The organism is Saccharothrix stipae (genome assembly GCF_054781895.1).
On the sequence record NZ_BAAGTN010000013.1, the window covers coordinates 1 to 23,579 of the forward strand.

The window sequence follows — 23,579 nt, forward strand, 5'->3', positions numbered from 1 at the left end:
CGCACCCATCAGCGTCGACTCCCTCATGCTCGCCCTCCACACCCTCTACGACCCACACCGCTACGACCACCGCGCCCACGGGCCCGCCAGCCACATCACCCTCCACTTCGGCCGGGACACCGTCCACACGACCATCGGCACCGACGCCCTCGACCTCACCCGCGACCCCGGCCAGGACCACCTGCCGCACCAACCGGACGCGACCGTCCACACCGACACCACCACGCTGAACAACATCATCCAGGGACGTCGCGCCCTCACCGACGCCCGCGACACCGGGGACCTCACCGTCCACGGCGACACCGACCTCGCGGCCCACTTCGTCACCCTGTTCCCCTTCGCCCCGGCCACGTGACCGCCTGAGGGCGCGGGGCCGTCCGGGAACGACGGTCAGGCGTCCGGGTGCGCGAACACGACCGCGGTGTTCAGCCCGCCGAACGCGAACCCGGCCGACAGCGCGAACCCCAGCCCGGCCCGCCCCGCCCGCGCACCGGTGAACCGGCACACCGGGTCCACCGGGTCGGTCAGCCCGGGGTTGGGGTGCACGTACCCGCCGCGCACCTGCAACGCCGTCGCCACCGCCTCCACGACGCCGGACGAGGTCAGGCAGTGCCCCGTCAACCCCTTGGTGGCGTTGACGTGCGGCCCCGGCTCGTCGCCGAACACCGCCCGCAGCGCGGCGACCTCGACGTCGTCGCCCACCGGCGACCCGGTGCCGTGCGCGTTGACGTAGTCCACTCGCGCCGCTGCGACGCCGGCCCGGTCCAGCGCGAGGCGCATCGCCCGCACCTCGCCGTCCACCGACGGGTCGGGCAGGTGGTTGCCGTCCAGCACGACCGCGTGGCCGGCGAGCCGCACCACGGGCGTGGCGGAGCGCGCCGTGGACGATTCGGCCGTCTCCAGCACGACGCACGCCGCCGCTTCACCGGCGTGGAACCCGCGCCGGCCGCGGTCGAACGGCGACACCGGCCGTTCGACCGGATCGGCGCCCGCCGCGGCCATCGCGCCGATGAGGAGGAAACCACGTCGCTGCGCCGAGGACAGCTCGGCGAGTGCGCCCACCACGAGGCACACGTCCAGCGCACCGTCGGCGAGCATCCGCGCGGCCGTCACCAGGCCGAGGTTGCCGCTCGCCGACGCACCGCCGACGGTGCAGCCCTCGCCGCGCACGCCGAGGACCCGGCTGAGCGTGCCCACGTGGTCGGTGTCGTAGTGGTGCAGGGCGTAGCGGGTGGGCACCCGGCCGGCGTGCGCCGCCTCGCTGTAGCTCTCGGTCAGGTTGTTGCCCGCCACCACGACGCCGATCCGCTCGGCCGCGGGCGCGCGGACGTGCAATCCGGCGTCGACCCACGCCTGCACGGCGGCGGCGGTCGCGGCACGCACCGGCAACGGCGAGCGGCGGGCCGTGCGCACGGCGAGGTCGCGCAGGCCGGCCGGCACGTCCGGCACCGACGTCACGGCCCGCTCCAGGTCGAAGCCGGTGAGCCGGGCGGCGAACGCCGGGCCGAGGTCGGGCGGCTCCGGTGCCGGGCACGCGGTCAGCGCCACCCGGCCGCACCGCAGCGCGTCGTCGAACCCGGCCACGTCCGGGGCGATCGCGCCGACCAGACCCAGGCCGGTGACGACAACGGTCACGAGTAGGCCCGCAGCACCCGGACCAGGGTGCCGATGTCGTGGCCCTGCTGGAACTCGTGCACCGGCACCAAGATGCCCAGCTCCTCCATCGTCATGGTGACGATCTCGGCCCGGTCGATGCTGTTGCACCCGAGCTGGGACAGGGTGCGGTCCCGGGTGAAGGCGCCCTCGTCCAGCTCGGGCACGACCTCCACCGCGTTGCGCCGCAGTGCTTCGAAGACGTGGCGGTCGTGCCCGCCGTCCGGTTCCGTCACAGGGACCTCCTCAGATCCACTCGTACCGCCGGTGGTACCCGCGCACCCCGGTCAGGGCCAGCAGCCTGGGCCGGTCGACCACCCGGTCGAGCAGCCGGGCCCAGCCGTCCACGTCGACGTCGCGGTCCGCGACGGGCCGCAGGCACGCGGCGGCCTCGGCCTGCAACCGCCGGTACTCGGTGAAGTCGACCGTGCCGCGGGCGGCCAGCCGGGCGGCGATGCGCGCCTCCCCCACCGCGGTCACCGACTCCGGTCCGATGACACCGCTGTAGAACTCCGACGCGCAGCCGGAGCCGTAGGAGAACACGCCCACCCGCGCCGGTCCGGCGGGTCGGGCGGTGTCGACGAGCGCGGCCAGCGCCAGGTACACCGAACCGGCGAACAGGTTGCCCACCTCGCCGGGGTAGACCAGCGACGGCGCGACGCGGCGGGTGAAGTCCCGGTCGATCGCCCCGGTGTCGGCCCGGTGGAGCGTGCGCATCATCCGCCGGTGGCCGGCGCGCACGATGCCGGCGAACGGCGTGTGCATCACCAGGTGGTCGAACGTGGTCGCGAAGTCCGCGCCCGCCACGGTGGACGCGTAGTCGGCGAAGCTGCGGTGCAGGCACTCCAGGTAGGCCATCAGGGATCGGTCGGCGTCGGCGATGTCCAGGTCGGGCGCGGGCCGCGCGGAGTCCAGCGTCTCGAAGCTGTGCAGCCCGAACGCGCCGGGGTCCACGGTGAACACCCGCGGCCGGTCGCCCAGCAGGAGGGCGACCGCGCCCGTCCCGGTGACCGGTTCGGCGTACTCGGCCCGCTCGTCGGCCACCGACACGTCGGTGGCGATCACCAGCGCCTTGCCGCCCGGCGCGAACCCGGACGCCAGGTACCCCAGGCACAGCTGCACCGCGGCCGTGGCCGAGTAGCACGCCTGCTTCACCTCCACCACCCGGCAGCGGTGGCCGAGACCGAGGCGGTCGTGCACGTAGGAGGCGATCGACTTGCTGTAGTCCACACCGGACTCGCTGGCCACCACCAGCAGCCCGATCGCCTGCCGGTCCGCCTCGGACAGCCGCGCCAGCAGCGGCGCGGCGGCGTTGACCGCGTTGGTGACCGGGTCCTCGAACGGCAGCGCGACCGACCGGCGGCGCATCTCCAGGTTGCCGAACCGCTGCGGGTCCAGGCCCCTGCCCTCGAACACCGCGCGCACGTCCACGGCCAGGCTGCCGCCGTACACGTCCAGCGCCTCGATCCCGAAGCCCGTCACGCGTCCTCCAACGGCTCGAACCCGGACAGGAACCCCGCGAGCACGTCGGACACCGCACGCGGGTTGGTGACGCTCGGGAAGTGGCCGGCGTCGGCGAGCTCGTGGTAGCGGGCGTCGGGTATCGCGCCGTGCATCAGGTGCGCGGTCTTCAGCGGCACGATGCCGTCCAGCCGGCCGTGCACCACCAGCGTCGGCACCGCGATGTCGGGCAACCGGTGCAGCAGGTCGGGCTCCTCGGCGAACACGTCCAGGTACCGCAGGCCGATGTGCGGCGCCATGCTCTCGCACCGCAGCAGGTGCCGCACGTGCTCGTCCCGGTGCTCGGCCGCGCCGTCGACCCCCGCCGCCACGAGCGCGTCGACGTCCTCGGCGGCGATCAGCTCCAGCCGGTTGATCCCGCCGACCCGGTTGGCGTAGCGGTAGGAGCTGCACAGCAGCGTCAGCGACCGGGCCCGGTCCGGGTGCGACAGCACGAAGTTCTGGGCGAGCAGCCCGCCGAACGACGAGCCGACCACGTGCACCGGCCCGGACACGCCCAACCGGTCCAGCGCCGTGCGGTGCAGCTCGGTGACACCGGCCAGCGAGACCTCGCCGCCCGTCGTCGCGCCCACGCCGGGGTGGTGCACGACGACCAGGTGGAACCGGTCGGCCAGCGCGGCGAACTGGCCCGCGAACACGCCGCCCCCGATGTTGAACGGCGGCATCATCAGCACCGTCGGCCCGCGTCCGCAGGTCAGCACCTCGACCTCGCCGCCGGGCACGGTGAACAGGTGTCGGCGGGTGCCCGGCGCGGCGGCGCGCAGCACCTCCAGGTTGGCCGACGGCGGTCGACGCCCCTCCCGCACCGTCTCCCGCACCGCCTGCCGCACGTCCGCCGGCACGCCGGTCGCCGGGTGGTAGCGCGCCACGGCGGACTCCACCAGCCCACCCGACCTCCCGTCGACCGCGATCAGGTCGGTGACCTCGCCGGGATCGGCGAACAGGGCGACCAGCCGCTCGGCGACCTCGTCCACGAACGCCGCGTCCGCGCCGACCGGCACCGCCAGGCGGACGGTGGTGCCGCTGCCGGACAGGTGCGGCCCGCCGCGCGTCCCCGTGCCCTGGTAGAGCCACGCCAGGCAGGCCTGCACCGGGTTGACGAAACCGGCGAACCACGGCACGGCGGCGACGTCGAGCAGCACGCAGTGCGCCGAGGTGCCGTCGATCAGCGGCACGCCCGCTCCGGTGAGCCGGCGCCGCAACCGCGCGACCAGGTCGACCCGGACGCGCACCAGTTCGGCGACCGGGGCCGGATCGGCCAGCGCGGCGGCCAGCGCGGTGCGCGCCGCCAGGTTCGGCTCCCGGCCGCGCCGCAGCACCTGCTCGTCCAGGCGCTCGGCCAGTTCGCCGGCCGAGGTCACCACCAGGCCCCCGAGGTCGACGCCGAAGTCCTTCGACAGGCTGAACGTGGCGGCGTCGGCCAGCCGCAACACCTCCACCGCGAGGTCCCACGCGTCCCGGCCCCGGTGTTCGGGCTCGTGCTCGCCGATCAGGACCGCGTTGTCCAGCAGCCGGGTGGCGTCCAGCACGACCGGCACGCCGTGCGCCCCGGCCAGGTCCGCGGCGGCGCGCAGGTTGGCCAGGGAGATCGGCGAGCCGCCGGTGGCGTTGCACGCCGGTTCCAGGGCGAGGAACGACACGTCGTCGTGGCGGCTCAACGCCTCGCGCAGCGCGGCCAGGTCGAGGTCGCCGGTGAACGGTCCCGTGCCGGTCCGCGTGGGCAGGGGTGCGGCCGGCGTGAAGCCGACCTCGACCAGGGTGGACAGCCAGGTGGGGAACAGCGAGTTGTGCAGGACGGTGCCGCGCGGACCAGGCCACGCCCGGCACAGCAGCGATTCGGCGGAGCGGCCGCTGGCGGTCAACACCCGGTGCGGCAGCGGTGACCACTCCGCGAGTTCGGCGGCTTGGCCGGTGGCTGCCGAGTCTGCGGCTTGGTCTGCGGCTGCCCGGTCCGCGGCGACGCGGTCGGCGAGTTCCCGCGTGCGGGACAGCACCCACGGGTCCGTCCGCTCGGCCCACGAGTCGGTGATCAGGTCGAACTCCACCAGGTGGTGCGGGATGCGGACCGGGTTGTGCCCGTGGGCGCGCAGCACGGCCGCGCGATGCCGTTCGGCGGCCGTCCCGTGCGCCGCCGGTGCCGGCTTCGTGGCGTCCGGCCCCGGCCCGGCGGGGACCTCGGGGTCGGCGATCATCAGGATCACGTCGGCGACCGGGGTGACGTCCGGGCCTGTCGGCTGCACCAGGTAGAGCGGCCGGTCGTCGGTGCCGAACTTCTTCTTGAACTGGTAGTTCCCGCGGCCGAAGATGCCCACCGACCGCAACTCCGCCAGCGCCGCCTCCGCCGCGGGCGAGGCGTTCGGCGACTCCACCACCCGGACGCCGAAGCTGGCGCCGAAGCTGAACAGCCGGTGCCCCTCCCCGGCCAACACCCCGATGATCCGCACGATCGCGAACTCCAGGCCGCCCAGCGGCATGTCGTCCGGGTAGAACTCGACGTCGAGCAGGTATCCGGGCTCGGACGGGATCCTGGCCACCACCACCGCGTTCACCAGGGCGCCGTCCAGGTAGGTGAGGAAGACCCGGTTGCGCTCCGGCAGCGCGCCGCGGACCAGTTCGTCACGCACCCGCCGCACGTAGGCGTTGACCATCGGCTTGGCCGCCGCCCACCGGTCGAGCAGCTCGGCCAGCGCCGCGTCGGTCCGCGCGTCCGCACCGCAGGCGTACTCCCGCACCCGGCAGTCCCCGGTCCGCTCGAACCGGCGGACCAGGTAGCGCAGCTTCGCGCGGCGGCCGCCGTCCAGCGAGAACGAGTCGATGCCCTCCAGTCGCTGCAACGCGCCGAACGGGGTCGCCGTGCACGGCGCGCCGGCCAGCTCGTCCAGGCGCAGCAGCGACAGCAGGTTCGGCCGCAGCCCCCGCGCGCGGGCGAACCGGGCGTACTCGTCGGCCAGCGCGGCGAACCGGTCCGCCGGGCCGACGTAGCTCCACACCAGCAGGTCCCGGTCGCGGTGGGAGCAGGCGAAGTAGCCGTCCCGCGCGCGGCCGAAGAACAGCACCGGGGCGATGTCGCGGCCCGCCAGGCCGGTCTCCTTGCCGTGCGCCGCGTCGAGTTCCGCGACCAGCACCCGCAACGACGGGTCCACCGCCACCCGCGACCGGGGCACCAGGATCGCGGGGTCGGCCGTCGGTGGCTCGACCACGGGCACGTCGTCGGTGTCGGCGGCGTCGTGGGTGTCGTCGGTGTCGGTGTCGGGTGCGACGCGCAGGAGGGCGGCGGTGCCGTGGCCCTCGGCCAGGTGGTCCGCCAGCTCGGCGACGGTGGGCCGGTCGAACAGCAGGGTCTTGCGCTGCGCCCCGAAGTGCTTCTCCAGCGCGCTGACCGACTGCAGCATGTCGAACGACGAGAAGCCGTTCTCCTCGAACGTGTGCGCGGGGTCCAGCGGGCGGCCGAGGGTGCCTTCGAGGAAGCGGGTCAGCGCCTCCACCGGCCGCGGTTCGGCGTCGGTCGGGGCCTGGTCGATGATGCGGCCGCTGAGCGCACGCACGTCGTCGTGCTCGTACAGGTCCGCGCCGCGCAGGTCGACGCCGTACCTCTCGTTCAGGGTGCGGGCCACGTCCATCCGGAACACCGAGTCCAGGCCGATGTCGGTGAACGACTTGTCGCCCACCTCCCCCGGCGTGATGCCCAGGACGTCCGCCACGACCCGCCGCACGACCTCGTCCACCCCGTCCACCTCGTCCACCTCGTCCGGGACCGGGGTGGACGCGGAGGCGGCGGGTGGCGGGGTGGCCTCGGGCTCGGGCACCGCGGGCGCCGACCGGTCCAGCGGGGCCAGCACGACCTTGCGGCGCGCACCGCCGGTCGGTGCGACCGGGACGGGTGCCGCCACGCCGTTCGCCGTGTCGGTGAACCACAGGCGCCGCGGGTTCATCCGCGCCGGTGCCAGCGCCGCGCGTCCGGGCGGGCGGTGCCCGTCGTGCCAGGACTCCAGCACCACGTGCGCGTTCGTGCCGCCGAAACCGAAGCCGCTCACCCCCGCCCGCCAGACGGGTTCACCGCCCTCCCCCGGCACGCCCGGCCACTCGGCGGTGCGGTCGTTGATCCGGAACGGCGAGTCGGGCAGCCGCAGCAGCGGGTTGGGCTCGACCACGTTCAGGTGCGCGGGCAGGGTGCGGTGCCTCATGCTCAGCAGCACCTTGAACACGCCCGCGATGCCCGCGGCGGCCTCCAGGTGCCCGATGTTGGTCTTGACCGAGCCGATCGCCACGTGCGGCGCGGTGGGTGGTTCCAGACCGTGGTCGGCGTAGAGGCGGGCGAACGCCTGCCGCATCCCCTCGACCTCCACCACGTCGCCCAGCGCCGTGCCGGTGCCGTGCGCCTCCAGGTAGCTGACGGTGGTGGGCGGCACGCCGGCGTCCAGGTACGCCGCGTGCAGCACTTCGGCCTGCGCACGGGGGTTGGGCGCGGTCAGCGACGGCGACTTGCCCGCGTGGTTGACCGCGCTGCCCAGCACCACGCCGTGGACGCGGTCCCCGTCCGCGACGGCCCGGTCGAGGGACTTGAGCACCAGCACGCCCACGCCCTCGCCGCGGACGTAGCCGTCGGCGGCGCGGTCGAAGGTCTTGCAGCGGGCGTCGGGGCTGAGCATCCCGGACTGGGTGAACACGGAGAACAGGCCGGGGCTCAGGTTCAGGTTCACCGCGCCGACCAGCGCCAGCTCGCACTCGCCCGAGCGCAGCGCCCGCACCGCGCGGTGGATCGCGACCAGCGCGCTGGAGCACGCGGTGTCCACGACCTCGCTCGGTCCGTGCAGGTCGAGCAGGTGCGACACGCGGTTGGCCAGGATCGAGCGGGCGATGCCGGTGGCCATGTGCGCCTTCGTCGGCCCGCCCGCCCGGACGACCAGCTCGCCGTAGTCGGCGGTCGACACACCCGCGAACACCCCGACCGAACGGCCGGACACCTCGTCCGGCCGGTACCCGGCGTCCTCCAACGCGCGCCAGACCGCTTCCAGGAACAGCCGGTGCTGCGGGTCGACCAGGCGGGCCTCGTTCGGCGACATCGCGAAGAACTCGGGGTCGAACTCGGCCACCCGGTCCAGGAAACCGCCGCGGTGGTCGCCGAGCAGGTCGGCCCGGTCGGCGGGCGCCGGCCCGATGAGGTCGCGCCCGGCGGCGAGGTCGCGCCAGAACGCGTCGAGGTCGTCGGACCCGGGCATCCGCCCGGCCATGCCGATGACCGCGACCCGGGTGTCGGACGTTGCGCCCGCCACTGGGTGCTCGACCTCGGTGGCCACCGCCACGGCGGTGGGAGCCGGCGATCCGGGTGCAGCCGGGTGGGCCGTCGCGACCGCACCGCCGTGCTCGGTCACCAGGTGGTCCGCGACGTCGGCCAGCGTCGGGTGCTCGAACAACGCCGTGATCAGCAGGTCCAGGCCGTAGCGCTGGTTGAGCCGCGCCACCGTCTCGGTCAGCGCGATCGAGTCGAAGCCGAGGTCCATCAGCTCGGCCGTCACGTCGACCTCCGCGGCCGGCACGAGCAGGAACTCCGCCGCCAGTTCCCGCAGTTCGCGCTCCACGGCGACCCGCAGCTCCGGGGCCGGCAGTGCCACGACGGTCGGCGGGACCTCCGGCGCGGGGGCCTCGGTGGCGCGTTCGACGGCCAGGTACCGGCTCGCGGTGCCGTCGAGCACGGCCGCGAACACGCGTTCCCCGACCGAGGACCGCATCGGCGCCATCGACCACCGCCGCGCGAACAGCCGCTCGGTCGCCGCGTCCACGGTCATCCCGCCCTCGGCCCACAGCGGCCAGCCGATCGCCGCCGTCCGACCGCGACGCCGACCCCGCGCCCGCAGCCGTTCCCGGGTCGGCGCGAAGTCGAGCTGGAAGGCGTTGGCGTAGGCGTAGTCCGCCTGGCCGACGTTGCCGGTCTCGCCCACCAGGGAGGCGAACATGACGAAGAACTCCAGCGGCTCGTCCCTGGTGGCCTGGTCGAGCAGCAGGCTCCCGGTCACCTTGGCGGCGAGGACGTCGGCCACCTCCTCCGGCGTCTTGCGGACCGCACGGCTGTCGCGCGTCACGCCGGCCGCGTGCACGATGCCGTGCAACGCGCCGTACCTGGCGCGCACCTCCGCGACCAGACCGTCCACATCGGACGGCGAGCCGAGGTCGGTCCGCCGGTACCAGGCGGTGCCGCCGCCGCGCCACAACCGGGACACCGCCGCGTCGTCACCCGGCGAACGCCCGGCCAGCACGAGGTTCACCGGCGCCTGGTCGGCCAGCAGGTCGGCGAACCGCCGCCCGAGCGCGCCCAACCCGCCGGTGACCAGGTAGGTGTGCCCCGGGCGGACCGGCAGCCGCACGTCGGTCGGCAGCGCGGCGGGCAACGCGGTCAGCTCGCGCACCTCGCGCGCGCCGTCCCGGTAGCGGACCTCGGTGACGCCGAGCGCGGCGTGCCGCGCCTCCCGCACGAGCAGGTCCGCCCACGGGCCGCCGGGTGTGACGACCAGTCGCACCGCCCGCACGGCGCTGTGCTCCAGTGCGAGGGTCTTCAGCACACCGCCCAGCGCCGAGTGCTGCGGTTCGTCGTCCCGGTGCGCCACGACCAGCCGCAGCGGCACTCGCTTGTCGCGCCCGAGCACGGCGGTCGCACCGGACAGCAGCGTGCTCACCGCTCGGGCGGCCGTACCGGCATCGGGGAACGCCGGGTCGTCCGCCACCGGGCCGAGCACCACCAAGGTGTCCGGCGCCGGTCCCGACGCGAGGCTCCGGACGTCGGCCGGCTCGGTGACCCGCGCCCCCGCCGCCCGGAACGCCTCGGCCACCGCTCGGCGCGCATCCGGGTCACCGACGACCGCCACCTCGCGCACCTCGCCGCGCGCGCCGGGCTCCACCTCGCGCCACACCGGCTCCAGGTAGTCCACGGTCGCCGTCGGTGCCGGGGTGTCGAGCCAGAACCGGCGTCGCTCGAACGGGTAGGTCGGGAACGGCACGCGGCGCGGCGCGGGCTCGGGCCACAGCCGCCGCCAGTCGGTCCGCGCGCCGGACACCCAGCGCCGGGCCAGCTCCGCGGTCGTCAGGTCCTCGGGTCGGTCGATCGGCTCTCCCGGGACGGCCGTGCCCGCGACCACGCCCGGCGCGGGTGAGCCGTCGGCGAAGCGCCGCAGCAGGTCGGCGAGCTCGGTGGTGTCGCGCGCGGTCACGGCCAGGCGTTCGGCGAGGTGCCTGCGGCCGACCTGGCTGGTGTGGGCGAGCCCGGCGATCCCCGGCACGCCGGCCACGTGGTCGGCGACCAGCCGCGCGTACGCGCGCAGCCGCTCGGCGGAGTGGGCCGACAACAGGAACAGCGCCGGTCCGTCGACAGTCTCGGGGTCGGGTGCGGCGACGTGCTCCTGCACCACCACGTGGGCGTTCGCCCCGCCCGCGCCGAACGAGCTGACCCCGGCACGCCGGGGTGACCCGGTCCATTCGCGCAACTCCCGCACCGGTGCCAGGCCGCTGCGCCCGAAGTCGATGCGCGGGTTGAGCCGGTCCAGGTTCGCGGTCGGCGCGAGCCGTCCCGCCCGCAGTTGCAGCAGCACCTTCGTCAGGCCCGCGATGCCCGCCGCGCCCTCCAGGTGGCCGATGTTGGACTTCACCGACCCGATCCCGCGCGGGCCGCCGGCGCCCAGCGCCTGCGCCAGCGCGGCGATCTCGATCGGATCGCCCATCGCGGTGCCGGTGCCGTGCGCCTCGACGTAGCCGATGGTCGCCGGGTCGACGTCCGCGCGGCGCAGGGCGTCGGAGATCAGCGCGGCCTGCGCGTTGGGGTTCGGCACGGTGTAGCCCGCCGTGCGACCGCCCGCGTTCACCGCCGAGGCGAGGATGACGCCCCAGATGTCGTCGCGGTCGGCGATCGCCCGCTCCAGCGGCTTGAGCAGCACCGCGCCGACGCCCTCGCCCGGCACGAACCCGTCGGCGCTCTCGTCGAACACCTTGCACAGGCCGTCCGGGGACAGCATGTTGAGCGCGCTCAGCGACACGTGGTGCGCGGGGTGCAGCACCAGGTTCACGCCGCCCGCGATGGCCATCCGGCACTCGCCGCGCCGGATGCTCTCGCACGCCAGGTGCACGGCCGTCAGCGACGAGGAGCACGCCGAGTCGACGGCGAAGCTCGGACCGGAGAGGTCGAGGAAGTAGGACACCCGGTTGGCGATCGACCAGCGTGACGAGTGCGCGCCGGACAGTTCGCCGTCGGCCCACCTCGTCGCGCCGAGCTGCCCGTACGTGCCGTACATGGCGCCGACGAACACGCCGGTCTCCGGTTCACGGGTGTGGTCGCCGAGGTAGCCGGCCTCCTCCAGCAGGTTCCACGCGGTTTCCAGGAACAGCCGCTCCTGCGGGTCCATCGCGACGGCGTCGCGGCCCAGGATCGAGAAGAACGCCGGGTCGAACAGGTCGACACCGTCCAGGAACGCGCCCCACTTGCTCGGGGTGCGCTGCGGCACACCGGGCGCGGGGTCGTAGGTGGGCCGCCAGTCCCAGCGGTCGGCCGGCACCTCGGTCACGCTGACCACGCCCGCGGCCAGGTTGCGCCAGAACGCCCGCACGTCCGGCGCGCCGGGATAGCGCCCGGTGACCCCGACGACCGCGATGTCCCCGGACGGCCGTCCCGGCCGCGATTCGACCCGCGCGGCAACGCCTTGCGCACCCGGCACCCCGGTCGCAATCGCCCGCGCGGACGCGGGTCCGGTCACAGCGGACCGCACGGCCCCGGCCCCGGCCGCGTCGACCCCGGTCTCGGCCCCGGCCCCAGTCCCGGTTTCGGTCGGAGTCGGGCGTGCGGCTTCGGCCCCGGTTGCGATCGGGCGCGCGGATCCGGTCTCGGCCCAGGTCGGGCGCGCGGACGCGGGTTCGGTTTCGTCGGTCGGGTGGGGTGGGCGGCCGGCGAGGACGGTGGCCAGTCGAGCACCGTGCTCTCGGCCCAGGTGGGCGGCCAGGTCCTCGATGGTCAGGTGCTGGAACAGCAGCGTGGCGGGCAGGTCGCCGAGGTCGCGTTCCAGCCGGGTGACGATCTGCCGGCTGATCAGCGAGTCCACCCCGAACCGGTCGAACGTGACCGTGTCGTCCAAGTCCTCCGCGCGGTGCTTGAGCACGTCGGCGAAGACCTCGCGGACGTAGTCCCGGACCGTCCCCGCTCGGGGCCGAGCACCGGACGACGCCGTGAGTGCGGTGCCGTGCAGTGCCGCCCACCACTGCGGGGAAGCCTTGACCACCAGGGCCTGCCGCACGCGTGCGGCCAGCACCGCGTCCAGCACGGCCATGCCCTCGGCCGGTTCGATCGACCCGACGCCGAGCGCGGCGAGCCGGGCGCGGTGCTCGTCGTCGGCGACCGCTCCGACGCTGCCCCAGTAGCCCCAGTCGACGCTCAACACCGGGAAGTCCGCGTCCACCGCCAGCGCGAATGCGTCCTGGTAGGCGCTACCCGCCGCGTACGCGCTCTGACCAGGGCTGCGCACGACGGCGGCGGCCGAGGAGAAGAACACCAGGAAGTCCAGCGGGTCGTCGCGCACCGCGGCGAACAACGCGGCGGCGCCCGTCGCCTTGGGCGCGAAGACCTCGTGGAACGTGTCGTCGTCGAGGTTCGCGACCGTCCGATCGCGCAGCACCATCGCCGCGTGCACCACGCCCGTGAGCACGCCGAGCCGATCGCGCACGGCGGCCACGGCGTCGGCCAGCGCCACGGGATCGGTGACGTCCGCGCGGAAGTACTCGACGCCTTCGGGCACGTCCACACCGGCGCTGCGGCCGATCCACGCCACGCGCGCCGACACCGTGCGGACGAGGTGCCGGGTCAACGCCCGGCCGAGGCCGCCCGCACCGCCCACGACCAGGTAGACCCCGCCCTCGCGGTACGGCCGGCCCGGGCGGACCGGCAGCGGGTGGAACACCCGCACCCGGCGGACGCCGTCCCGCCAGGCGACCACGTGATCCGTGCCCGGCTCGGCCGGCACCCGGGCCACGTCGACCGCGTCGAAGTCGATCAGGGACACCGACCAGTCGGGCCACTCCGCCGACACCGAGCCCAGCAGCCCCAGCAGGGCGGCCTGGTCGGGATCCGGTCGGCCCCGGTCGCCCGGCACGGCCACCGCGCCCCTGGTGACGACCCGCAGTGCCAGCGGTCGCCCGCCGCGCTTCGCCCGCGCCAGCTCGCGCAGCAGGGGGAACAGCGCCTCGACGTTGCGGCTGCGGCCGTCCGGGCGCGCCGCGGCCGTCGGGTCGGCCACGAAGTACAACTCGTCGCAGTCCGGGTCGACCGGCTGCCCGGCGGCGACCAGCCCGGCCCCCGGCAACGCTCGGGCCAGCGCTTCCGCGACGTCCGAGCCCGTCCCCGCGTGCACCACGACCGCCGTCCCGTGGTGGCTCGCGGTCGCGGCGACCGGTGCCTCCCGCCAGTCCGGCACCCGCACCAACCCGGCCAGCGGATCGCGGTAGGGCCGCAACGCCAGGCCACGCACCCGCACGCGCACCGTGCCGTCCGGGTCGACCAGGTCCACGTCGAACACCGCGCCACGCCGCCGCGCGATCGACCGGGCCGGACCGGACACCGGCCCCAGCACGTCCACGTGGTCGACCGCGAACGGCAGCGACGGCCCGTCGTCACCGGTCGCGAGCACGGCCACGGCCTGGAGGGCCGCGTCCACCAGCGCCGGGTGCGCGGTGAAGCCCTGCCGGTGCGGTGGTGCGGCCAGGTCGGCGACCGCCGTGTCGTGGTCGTGCCGGACCGAGCGGATCAGCCGGAACGCCGGGCCGTAGGTCAGGCCGGCGGCGGTGAAGGCCGAGTAGAGGTCGGCTCCGTCGCGCGTGTTCGGCAGCGCGCGGGCGATCTCGTCGGGAGCGAGCGCGGACACGGGTGGCGGGGTCGGTCCGACCGTCCCCTGCACGGCGGTCGGTTCGCCGTCGCCCGCGTCCAGGGTGAACTCGTCACCGGACACCTCGACCCGCGCCCGCCTCGGACCGTCCACGACGAACGGTCGCAGCCACCGCACACCCCGCAGTCGCACCGGGAGTTCGCCGCCGGCGCGCAGCACCGCGTCCACCGCCAGCTCGACGCCCGCCGCGCCGGGCAGCACGGGCACGCCCGCCACGTGGTGGTCGGCGACGACCCAGTGGTCCGGCGTGATCGTGCCGGCCAGCGGGTGCGCTGCCGGTGCGGACGCCCCGGCGGGCCAGTGCGAGCGGCGTTCGAACGGGTAGGTGGGCAGGGGGATCCGGCGTCCGGTGGGCAGGTGCGCCGACCAGTCCACGTCGTCGCCCGCCGCGTACGACGCGGCCGCCCTGGTCAGGTTGTCGCTGGTCAGGTCGTCCCGCGTCTCGGCGGCGGTCGTGCCGCGGTAGCAGCCCGGCGGCAGTTCGCCGCGGCGCACGGCGGTCAGCTTGGCCCGCAGGTCGTCGACGTCGGTGGCCACGACGGCGAGCCGGCGGCCCAAGTGCCTGCGCCCCACGGCGAGGGTGAACGCGATGTCCGCCAAATCGACCGGGTCGTCCAGCGCGGCCACCAGGTCGTCGACCCGCTGGTGCAGCACCTCGTCGGTGCGGCCGGAGAGCACCACCACCGCCTGGCGGGCCGGCCGAGGTCGTCCGGCCTCCCGAGCGGGCGCCGACTCCACCACGACGTGGCAGTTCGTGCCGCTGAAGCCGAAGCTGCTCACCGTCGCCACCCGCCGCGCGGCGCGCCAGGGTTCGGCCTCGGTGAGCAGCCGGAACGGGCTGTCGGTGAAGTCGATCTCCGGGTTGGGCGCGTCGAACCACGGCGAGGGCGGCAGCGTCCCGTGCTCCAGCGCGAGCACCACCTTGAGCAGGCTCGCGATGCCCGCGGCCATCGTGGTGTGCCCGATCAGGCCCTTCACCGAGCCGAGCACGGTGCGGCCGGCCCGGGCCGGGTCCCGGCCGAACACCCGGTGCAGCGCCTTGACCTCGATGGGGTCGCCGAGCGGGGTTCCGGTGCCGTGCGCCTCCACGTAGCCGACGTCGGCGGGCGTCACACCCGCCGCCTCGTGCACCGACCGGATCAGCTCCGCTTGGGAGGCGGCGTTGGGCGCGGTGATGCCGTTGGTGCGGCCGTCGCCGTTGATGCCGCCGGCGCGGATCACGGCCCGCACGTGGTCACCGTCCCGCAGCGCCGCGTCCAAGCGCTTGAGCAGCACGACGCCGACGCCCTCGCCCAGCACGATCCCGTCGGCGTCGGCGGTGAACGGCGCGCTGCGCCCCGTCGGCGACAGCATCCCGGCGTTGCTGCAGCGGATGTGCAGGCGGGGCGTCAGCATCAGCGCCACACCGCCGGCCAGCGCGGTCTCGCACTCGCCGCGCCGGATGCTCTCGCACGCCAGGTGCACGGCCGTCAGCGACGACGAGCACGCCGTGTCGACGGCCAGCGTCGGGCCGCGCAGGTCGAGCAGGTAGGCGATGCGGGCGGGCAGGATCGACGGCGACAGGCCGAGGAACGCGTGCGCCGTGTCGCCCCGGCCCGCCTCGGCGAGCAGGTGGTCGTAGTCGCCCGCGCCGCAGCCGGCGAACACCCCGCACCGGTCCGGCGTGCGGTCGCCGCCGTAGCCCGCGTCCTCCAGGCACTGCCACGCCTGCTGGAGGAACAGCCGCTGCTGCGGGTCCATCGCCTCGGCCTCCACCGGGGAGAGGTGGAAGAAGGGGGCGTCGAACTCGTCGACCCGGTCCAGCATCGCCGCCCACCGGCTGTCGGTGCGGTCGTGGGCGTTCCGGTCGGGGTCGTACCAGGGGTCGACGTCCCAGCGGGTGGCGGGCACGTCGGTGACCTCGCCGCGACCCTCGACCAGGTTGCGCCAGAACGTGGTCAGGTCGGGCGCGCCCGGGAACCGGCCGGACATGCCGATCACGGCGATGTCGTGGGGCCGGTGGACCGGTGCGGGTGCGGACTCCGCTGCGGGTGCGGGCTCCGGTTCGGCGTCGGCACGAGCGGGTTCGCGGCGGCGGTCCGCGGGCACGGACAGGGTCAGCCGCGGGACGGTCCGGGCGGCGGGCGTCACGTTCCGGGGACTGGTCGCCTGGGGCGTCGTCACCTGGGGCGTCGTCATCCGGGGTGGTGGCTCCGGTTGCGGCGCTGCGGCGGTCGCGGACTCGACCAGGCGGGCGTGCTCGGCGGCGTCGGAGACCACGGCTTCGGCGAGGGAGCCGACCGTGGGGTGGTCGTAGACCGCCACGGCGTCCAGGTTGGTGCCGAACCGGGTGTTCAACCCGCGCACCAGCTCGACCGCGCCGATCGAGTCCAGGCCCATCTCGGCGAAGGTCAGCGATCTGTCCACTTCGGACTCGTCCAGGTACAGCACGGCGCACAGGGCGGCCGTCACGGCTCCGCTTGCCTCGTCGTGGTCGAGCCTGGGCACGGCACCGGCCGCCGGGGGTCGGGCAGGTTGGGCCGGAGAGGTGGTCTCGCGGGGTTCGGCAGGCTCGGACCGCGCCGCCGAGGCGTCAGGTGCGGCGGGTTCCGGCAGGGCGGTCGGCTGCGGCTGGGCGGCGGGCTGCGGCTGGACGGTGGGTTCCGGCTGGGCGGCGGGTTCCAGTAGGGCGGCGGGCACGGGAAGGGCGGTGGGCACGGGAAGGGCGGTGGGTTCGGGTGGGGTGGGGCGCATGCGGTTCGCGTGGTCGCGCACCCGCTCGGCCACCTGCTCGCCCACCAGTTCGTCGTGCAGCCGGACCTCGCGGTCCACCACGGCCGGCAGGGCGTCCAGCACTCGGCGGGCCAGTTCCCGCTTGAGCGCGCGCACGGCTCGTTCAGGCTTGGCCGCGATGCCGCGCGCCAGGTCGAGCGCCACCGACAGGACCTCGGCACCCGGCGCCACCCGGACCTCCGCCCCCCGCCGTCCGAGTTCCGCGCCGGTCATCGACCGGCCGGTCAGCATCAGCTCGGCCGCGACCGCCGCGCCGAACCGCCGCTCCAGGACGTAGGTCGCGCCCATGCCCGGCGTGATGCCGTAGTTCACGAAGTTCGCGCTGTAGGACGCTTCCGCGGCCATCACCACCAGATCGCCGTACAGCCCGAACGCCAACCCGCCACCCGCCGCGTGGCCCTGCATCGCGGTGATCACCGGCAGGTCGCACCGCAGCATCCCCTCGTACAGGAACGCCTGGTCGGTGAAGCGACTGCGGCCGCCCGCCAGGTCGGCCAACGCCGCGTGGTCCGCACCCATGCAGAACACCGGCCCGTCGCCGGTCACCACCACCGCCTTGACCGCGGGGTCCTCGGCGATCCGGTCGAACCGCTCGCCCAGCAGCCGCACCTGCTCCGCGTCGAAGGTGGGCGACAGCAACCGGACCAGCGCCACACCACCGTCGAGCACCCGCAGCTCCACCCCTCGTCCGGGCGGTTCGACGGGAGCCGCCGGTGCGCGGCTCGCGGACGAGGACTGCCAGCCGCCCACCCAGCACCGCTCCTCCCGCAACGGGTGGCCCGGCAGCGGGATCCGCCTCGGGCGAGCCGGACCGGACGGCACCGCGCACCGCGCCCAGTCGACCTCGGCGCCCGCGACCCACGCGCGCGCCACCTCGTGCAACCGCCCCGCGTCGTACTCCGCGACCCAGTCGCCGGGCGTCTCGGCGTCCGCCACCCCGCAGTACTCCCCCGGCTCCGGCCCGTCCCCGCGCGCCACCCGGTCCAGCGCCGCGCGCAGCCCCGCCACGCTGTCGACCACCACCGCGAGCCGTCGCCGCATCGGCTCCCGCCCGACCCGCGAGGTGTGGGCCACGTCGTCCAACCGGACCGCCTCAACCGCCACCAATTCGTCCACTGTGGACCATAGGTCGGGATCGCCCGCCACCCGCGACCGCAGTGCGGCGAGGCCGACCGCGTCGAAGCCCAGTTCCCCCAACGTCTCCGCACCCGACAACGCCGAGACCGGCACGCCCAGGTACGCGGCCACCACCTCGCGACCACCGCCGGCCGCCGGCTCCAGGTGCGCGTGCAGCAACCGTGCCTGTTCGCGCAACGCCTCGTCGTCCTTCGCCGACAGCACGAACAACGTCGACCCGCCGACGGGCTCGGCCCGCGACACGTCCGGCGCCTCCTCGACCACCACGTGGGCGTTGGACCCGCCCGCGCCGAACGCGGAGACGCCCGCCGCCCGCCGCCCACCCGCCGGACGTGGCCACTCGCGCACGTCCCGCTGCACCTCGAACGGTGACCCGGTGAAGTCCAGCTGCGGGTTCAACCGCTCCGCGTGCAACGACGGCACCAGCACACCGTGCCGCAACTGCGCGACCACCTTGGTCAGCGCGGCGATCCCCGCCGCGCTCTCCAGGTGGCCGATGTTGGACTTCACCGACCCGATCGCGCACCGCCACGGCCCGGCCGACCCACCTCCGTCGAACGCCGCGAACGCCCGCCGCAACCCGGCCAACTCGATCGGGTCGCCCAGCGACGTGCCGGTGCCGTGCGCCTCGACGTAGCCGATGTGGCGGGGGTCGACGCCGGACGCCCGCACCGCGTCGCCGACCACGGCCGCCTGCGCGGTCGGGCTGGGCACGGTGAAGCCGCTGGTCCGCCCGCCGTGGTTGAGCCGGGTGCTCTTGATCACCGCGTGCACGTGGTCGCCGTCGGCCAACGCCGCGCGCAACGGCTTGAGCAGCACCGCGCCCACGCCCTCGCCGGGGACGTACCCGTCGCCGCCCTCGCCGAACGCCCGGCAGCGCCCGTCGCCCGACAGCCACTGGCCGTGGGCCAGCTGGAGGTACTTCTGCGGGTGCACCACCAGGTTGACCCCGCCCGCGATCGCCAGTCCGCTCTCGCCCCGCCGGATGCTCTCCACCGCCAGGTGCAGCGCGGTGAGCGACGACGAGCAGGCGGTGTCCACGGCCATGCTGGGGCCGTCGAGGCCGAACGCGTAGGACACGCGGTTGGCGACCGAGGCGTGCAGCGCGGTCGGCGCCACGCCGTCCGGGTCGGTGATCAGCTGGTAGTGGTTCCACATCACACCGACGAACACCCCGACCCGCCGGTCGCGCAGCGCCGAGGGAGGGTGGCCCGCGTTCTCCAGCGCCTGCCACGCGGTGGTGAGGAACAGGCGTTCCTGCGGGTCCATCCGCTCGGCGTCGCGGCGGGAGATGCCGAAGAACGCCCGGTCGAACCGGTCCACGCCGTCGACGAAACCACCCCACCAGCGCCCGTTCGGGTGCTCCCAGCGGTCGGTGGGCACCTCGGTGACGCTGTCGCGGCCCGCGAGGAGGTTCGCCCAGAACTCGTCCGGGTCGGCCGCGCCCGGGTAACGGCCCGCCAGCCCGATGATCGCGACGTCGCCAGCGTTCACGTCAGCGTTCACGCCGGCGTCGGCATCAACGTCGGCGTCTCCGGCCACGGCGGCGTTCGTGGGCACCTCGGCGGTTGCCGGCCGCGGCACGGCGGCGGGAGCGATCAGGCGCGTCACGGCGGCGGCGCGCAGCGGCCGTTCGGCGTGGACCGCGACCAGCACCGGGCCGTCGCCGTACGCGTGGTCGAGCAGGTCGAACGCCGTCTCGGCGGGCAGCGGGTGCTGTCCTTCCGCCGCGGCGCGCGCCACCGCGTCGTCGGTGCTCCGCATCCCGCCGTCGGCCCAGTAGGGCCAGGCGATGGCGACCGCGTCGCCCCGGGCGGCGGCGAAGGCGTTCAGGAAGGCGTTGGCGAAGGCGTAGTCCGCCTGACCGGGGTTGGGCACCACCGACGACAGCGACGAGAACAGCACCAGCCGCGGCCTCAGGTCCGCCGTGGCCGCGTCCAGGTGCACGGTTCCGGTGACCTTCGGGGCCAGCACGGCCGCGCTGTCGGCCGGCTGCTTGCGGAAGTGCAGGCCGTCGCGCACCACACCCGCGCAGTGGAACACCGCGTCGACCGTGCCGAACCGGTCACGCGCGTGGGCGACGAGCGCCTCCACCTCGTCCCGCACGGTCACGTCCGCGCGCACGTACACGGCTTCGGCGCCCAGCGCGCGGCACCGCTCGACCAGGTCGTCCGGTGCGGGACCGCGACCGCTGAGCACCAGCCGCGCCCGGTGCCGCCGGGCCAGGTGCTCGGCGAGCCGTGCGCCGACACCGCCCGCCGCACCGGTCACCAGGCACACCGCGCCGTCGGCGAGGGGCGCTCCCGTCGGCGAGTGCGGTGCCAACCTCCGCGCGAACCGCCCGCCCGCGTGGCGGACGTCGGTGTCGTCCCCGCCGTCCCGCAACTCGGCGAGCACGGTGTCGGCGACGTCGACGGCCCGGTCCACCCCGACCGCGCGACACCGCACGCGGGGCGTCTCGGCGGTGACCGTGTGCGCGAACGCGGCGACCGCCGCCGATCCCGGCCGCTCCCGGCCGCCGTCGAGGTGGTGCACGAACAGCACGCGGCTCTCGGTGCCCCCGCCGTGCTCGACCAGGGCCGACGTCACGGCGGTGCAGGTGGCGAAGGTGTCGGCGGCGCTGCTCGTCGGTGGCAGGTCCACCACGACCGCGGTCGGCTCTGCTCCACCGGCCAGGGCGCGGGCGACGGCGTCGCGGTCCGGCTCGACGCGCACGACCCGGTGGCCGCGGGCGGTCAACGCGGTCGCGGGCTCGTCGGTGGCGGACACGACCAGGATCGCGCCGACGTGCTCGCCGCCGGGCAGGTTCGGCACTTCGACCCACACCGGGCGGAACACGTGCGGCGAAGCGGACGCGCCGGACGTGACGGCGGGGGAAGGCCCGGCGGGTGGTCGGGTGGTGGGCGCGGGAAGCGTGACGGTGTAGTGGTTCCCGAGGTGCGCGGCCAGCTCCTCGACGGTGCTGTGCTCGAACAGCAGCGTCGGGTACAGCTTCGCGCCGACCAGCTCCTCCAGCTCGGCGCTGATCCGCAGCATCGCCATCGAGTCCAGGCCGAGCTCGTAGAACCCGGTCCGGACGTCCACGCCCGCCGCGTCGCGACCCAGCCGGGCCGCGACCACACCCCGCAGGTGGCCCACCAGGTCCGGCGCGGCGCGGTCCGCGTCGCCGACCGGCCCGGTGACCAGCCCGGTGATCAGTCCGGAGTGCCGGATCCGCTTGCACGTCAACCCGCGGCACACCGCCACCGGTCGGCCGCCGTCGTCGTAGAGCTCGAAGTCGTTGCGCATCACGTCACCCGAACCGGCGACCGTCTCGATCCTGGGCACCCGTACCCACATCGGCCCGCGCAGCGGCCTGAACGAGCGGAAGCTCTCGATGTGCACCGGGATGAACGGGTCGCCACCCGGCGGCGGCGCCTGGCCGAACGCCACCAGGGTCGAGGCGTCGAGCTGCGCCGGGTGCAGGTGGAAGCCGTCCCGCTCCCGTTCCTCCGGGTGCAGGTCGAGGCGGGCCAGCAGGCCGCCGTCGAGCAGGTGGACCGGGCCGGAAGCCTTCATCGGCCTGCCGTGCTCGATGCCCTCGTCCCGCGCCTGCCGGTACAGGTCCTCCATGTCCTTGCGCCCCGAGGCACGGCGGACCAGCGCCTGAGGGTCGATCGGCGGCGGCTCCGGCTCGTCCGCGTCGACCAGGGTCCCGGTGAAGTGCGTGCGCCACTCGCCGCCGGCGGGCCTGCTCCGCGCCGAGACCGCGCGCGCCGCACCGGACGGTGGCTCGACGACCACCCGCACGTCGAGGGCCGGTCCGGGCCGGACGGCGATCGGCGTCGTGAAGAGCACGTCGCGCAGCGCTTTCCGCGCGGGGTCGACACCGCGGGCGCTCAGCACGCGGCAGACGACATCGAGGAAGACGGCGCCGGGCAGCACCGGAACACCGTGCACGCGGTGGTTGCCCAGCACCATGTCGTCGTCGCCGAGGGCGAAGCGGACCTCGATCCGGTCGTCGCTCATGACCGCGTTCCCTCCCGGTCGGGGTGGGAGGCGGGTGCGAGCCTCCGGCCGGCCTCGGCGAGGAGCCCGGTCCGGTCGACCTTGCCGTGCGCGTTCAACGGCGGCTCGGGCGACCACCACACGTGTCGGGGCAGCAGGTAGGCGGGCAGCCGGTCGGCCAGCGCGCGGGCCAACGCCACGTGGTCGGGCTCGTCGCCGCCGAGGAGGTAGGCGACCAGCACGTGCCCGGTGCCGCCCGGCACCGCCAGCGCGACCGCGTCCACGCCCGCGACCTCGCGCAGCACCACCTCGACCTCACCCGGTTCCACCCGGTAGCCGTTGACCTTCACCTGGTCGTCCTCGCGCCCGAGGTGCACCAGCGCGCCGTCGGGGCGCACCCGCACCCGGTCGCCGGTCCGGTACCAGCGCACGCCGTCACGGGTGGCGAACCGCCCGGCGTCGTCGGCCGGGTCGAGGTAGCCCGCGAACACCTGGGGTCCGCGCACCAGCAGCCGGCCGACCTCGGCGCCCGCGTTCCCGGCACCGTCCACGACCAGCAGTGACGTGCCGTCGTTGGCCCGCCCGATGGGCACGTCGCCCACCTCGTCCCCGTCCGGGTCCCAGCGGTGCGCGGTGACCGCCACGCTCGCCTCGGTCGGCCCGTACAGGTTGTCGATCACCCCGCCGCTCGCCGCCCGCCGCCAGTAGCGCGCCGTGTCCACCGACAGCGGCTCACCGGAGAACCCCGTGTGGCGCAACCCCGCGAGGCTGCCGGGTCGCAGCGCGTCCCGCAGCTGCAACGCCCGGACCAGGCTCGGCGTGCTGTGCCACACGGTGAGCCCGTACTCGCGCGCCCAGCGCACCGGGTCGAGCGCTTGCAGCGGCGACAGGACGCACACGCACGCGCCGGAGGCCCACGCCGGGAACAGGTCGCACAGGGCCAGGTCGAACGTGGTCTCGTGGACCTGGCTGAACCGGTCGTCGGTGCCCGCGTCGTACCGGGGCAGGCTCACCTCCAGGAAGGTGGAGATGTTCCGGTGGGTGATCGGCACGCCCTTCGGCCGCCCGGTCGAGCCGGACGTGAACAGCACGTACGCCAGGTCGTCCGCGGACCGGTCCGGTGGCGTGAAGGCGGCGTCCGCGTCGACCGCGGGCGCGGCCACCCCGGTGGGCACGTCGACCGGGCCGCTCGGCGCGAGCACCGCCGCCACGGCCGTGCCCGGCAGCAGCTCCGCCGTCCGCGCCGCGCCCGCCGGGTCCACGATCACGGCCTGGCAGCTGGCGGCCCGCAGCACGGACCGGTTGCGGCGCACCGGGTTTTCGGGGTGCAGCGGCACCACCGCGGCCCCCGCGTAGAGCGCGGCGAGGAAACCGATGTACGCCTCGGGCGTCTTGGACGCGACCACGCCCACCGCCGTCGGCCTGCCGACCGCCGAGGTGATCGCCGCCGCCCACGCGGTGGCCGAGCGGTCCACCTCGGCGTAGGTCAGGACGCGGTCGAACACGCGCAGCGCGGGACCGTCCGGGTTGCGGCGCAGGCCGTCCCGGAACCAGTCGTCCAGCAGCCTGGTCGAGCCCGGATGTGCCACGTGCCGCCCC

The 23,579-nt window shown here is 75.2% G+C and carries 6 protein-coding genes; 1 reads left to right on the plus strand and 5 read right to left on the minus strand.

The features are described from left to right. Positions 1-355: SCP2 sterol-binding domain-containing protein (locus tag ACYVLT_RS27265; protein ID WP_461123067.1), on the plus strand; the 355-nt coding region annotated here is incomplete at its 5' end. A 35-nt stretch (positions 356-390) separates the two neighbouring features. On the opposite strand, the gene ACYVLT_RS27270 is transcribed toward ACYVLT_RS27265, so the two are convergent. From ACYVLT_RS27270 to ACYVLT_RS27290, 5 genes are read right to left on the minus strand one after another with little or no spacing between them, the layout of a single operon-like run. Next, positions 391-1,635, minus strand: a complete 1,245-nt coding sequence (locus tag ACYVLT_RS27270; protein ID WP_461123068.1) for a beta-ketoacyl synthase N-terminal-like domain-containing protein — start codon at positions 1,633-1,635, stop codon at positions 391-393. Beyond that, positions 1,632-1,889, minus strand: a complete 258-nt coding sequence (locus ACYVLT_RS27275) for a phosphopantetheine-binding protein (RefSeq protein ID WP_461123069.1) — start codon at positions 1,887-1,889, stop codon at positions 1,632-1,634. Before ACYVLT_RS27275 ends, ACYVLT_RS27270 begins: the two co-directional genes overlap by 4 nt. Before the next feature lie 10 nt (positions 1,890-1,899). Continuing rightward, positions 1,900-3,135 carry a hydroxymethylglutaryl-CoA synthase family protein gene (locus tag ACYVLT_RS27280; protein WP_461123070.1) on the minus strand — a complete coding sequence of 412 codons (1,236 nt, stop codon included), beginning with the start codon at positions 3,133-3,135 and terminating at the stop codon, positions 1,900-1,902. Further along, entirely contained in the window at positions 3,132-22,001 is an 18,870-nt protein-coding gene (locus ACYVLT_RS27285; protein ID WP_461123071.1) for an SDR family NAD(P)-dependent oxidoreductase, read from the minus strand. Before ACYVLT_RS27285 ends, ACYVLT_RS27280 begins: the two co-directional genes overlap by 4 nt. Beyond that, the gene (locus tag ACYVLT_RS27290; protein ID WP_461123072.1) at positions 21,998-23,569 is read right to left on the minus strand and encodes an amino acid adenylation domain-containing protein; all 1,572 of its coding nucleotides are present in this window, start codon (positions 23,567-23,569) and stop codon (positions 21,998-22,000) included. The genes ACYVLT_RS27285 and ACYVLT_RS27290 overlap by 4 nt, the downstream gene beginning before the upstream one ends. Between the last annotated feature and the right edge of the window lie 10 nt (positions 23,570-23,579).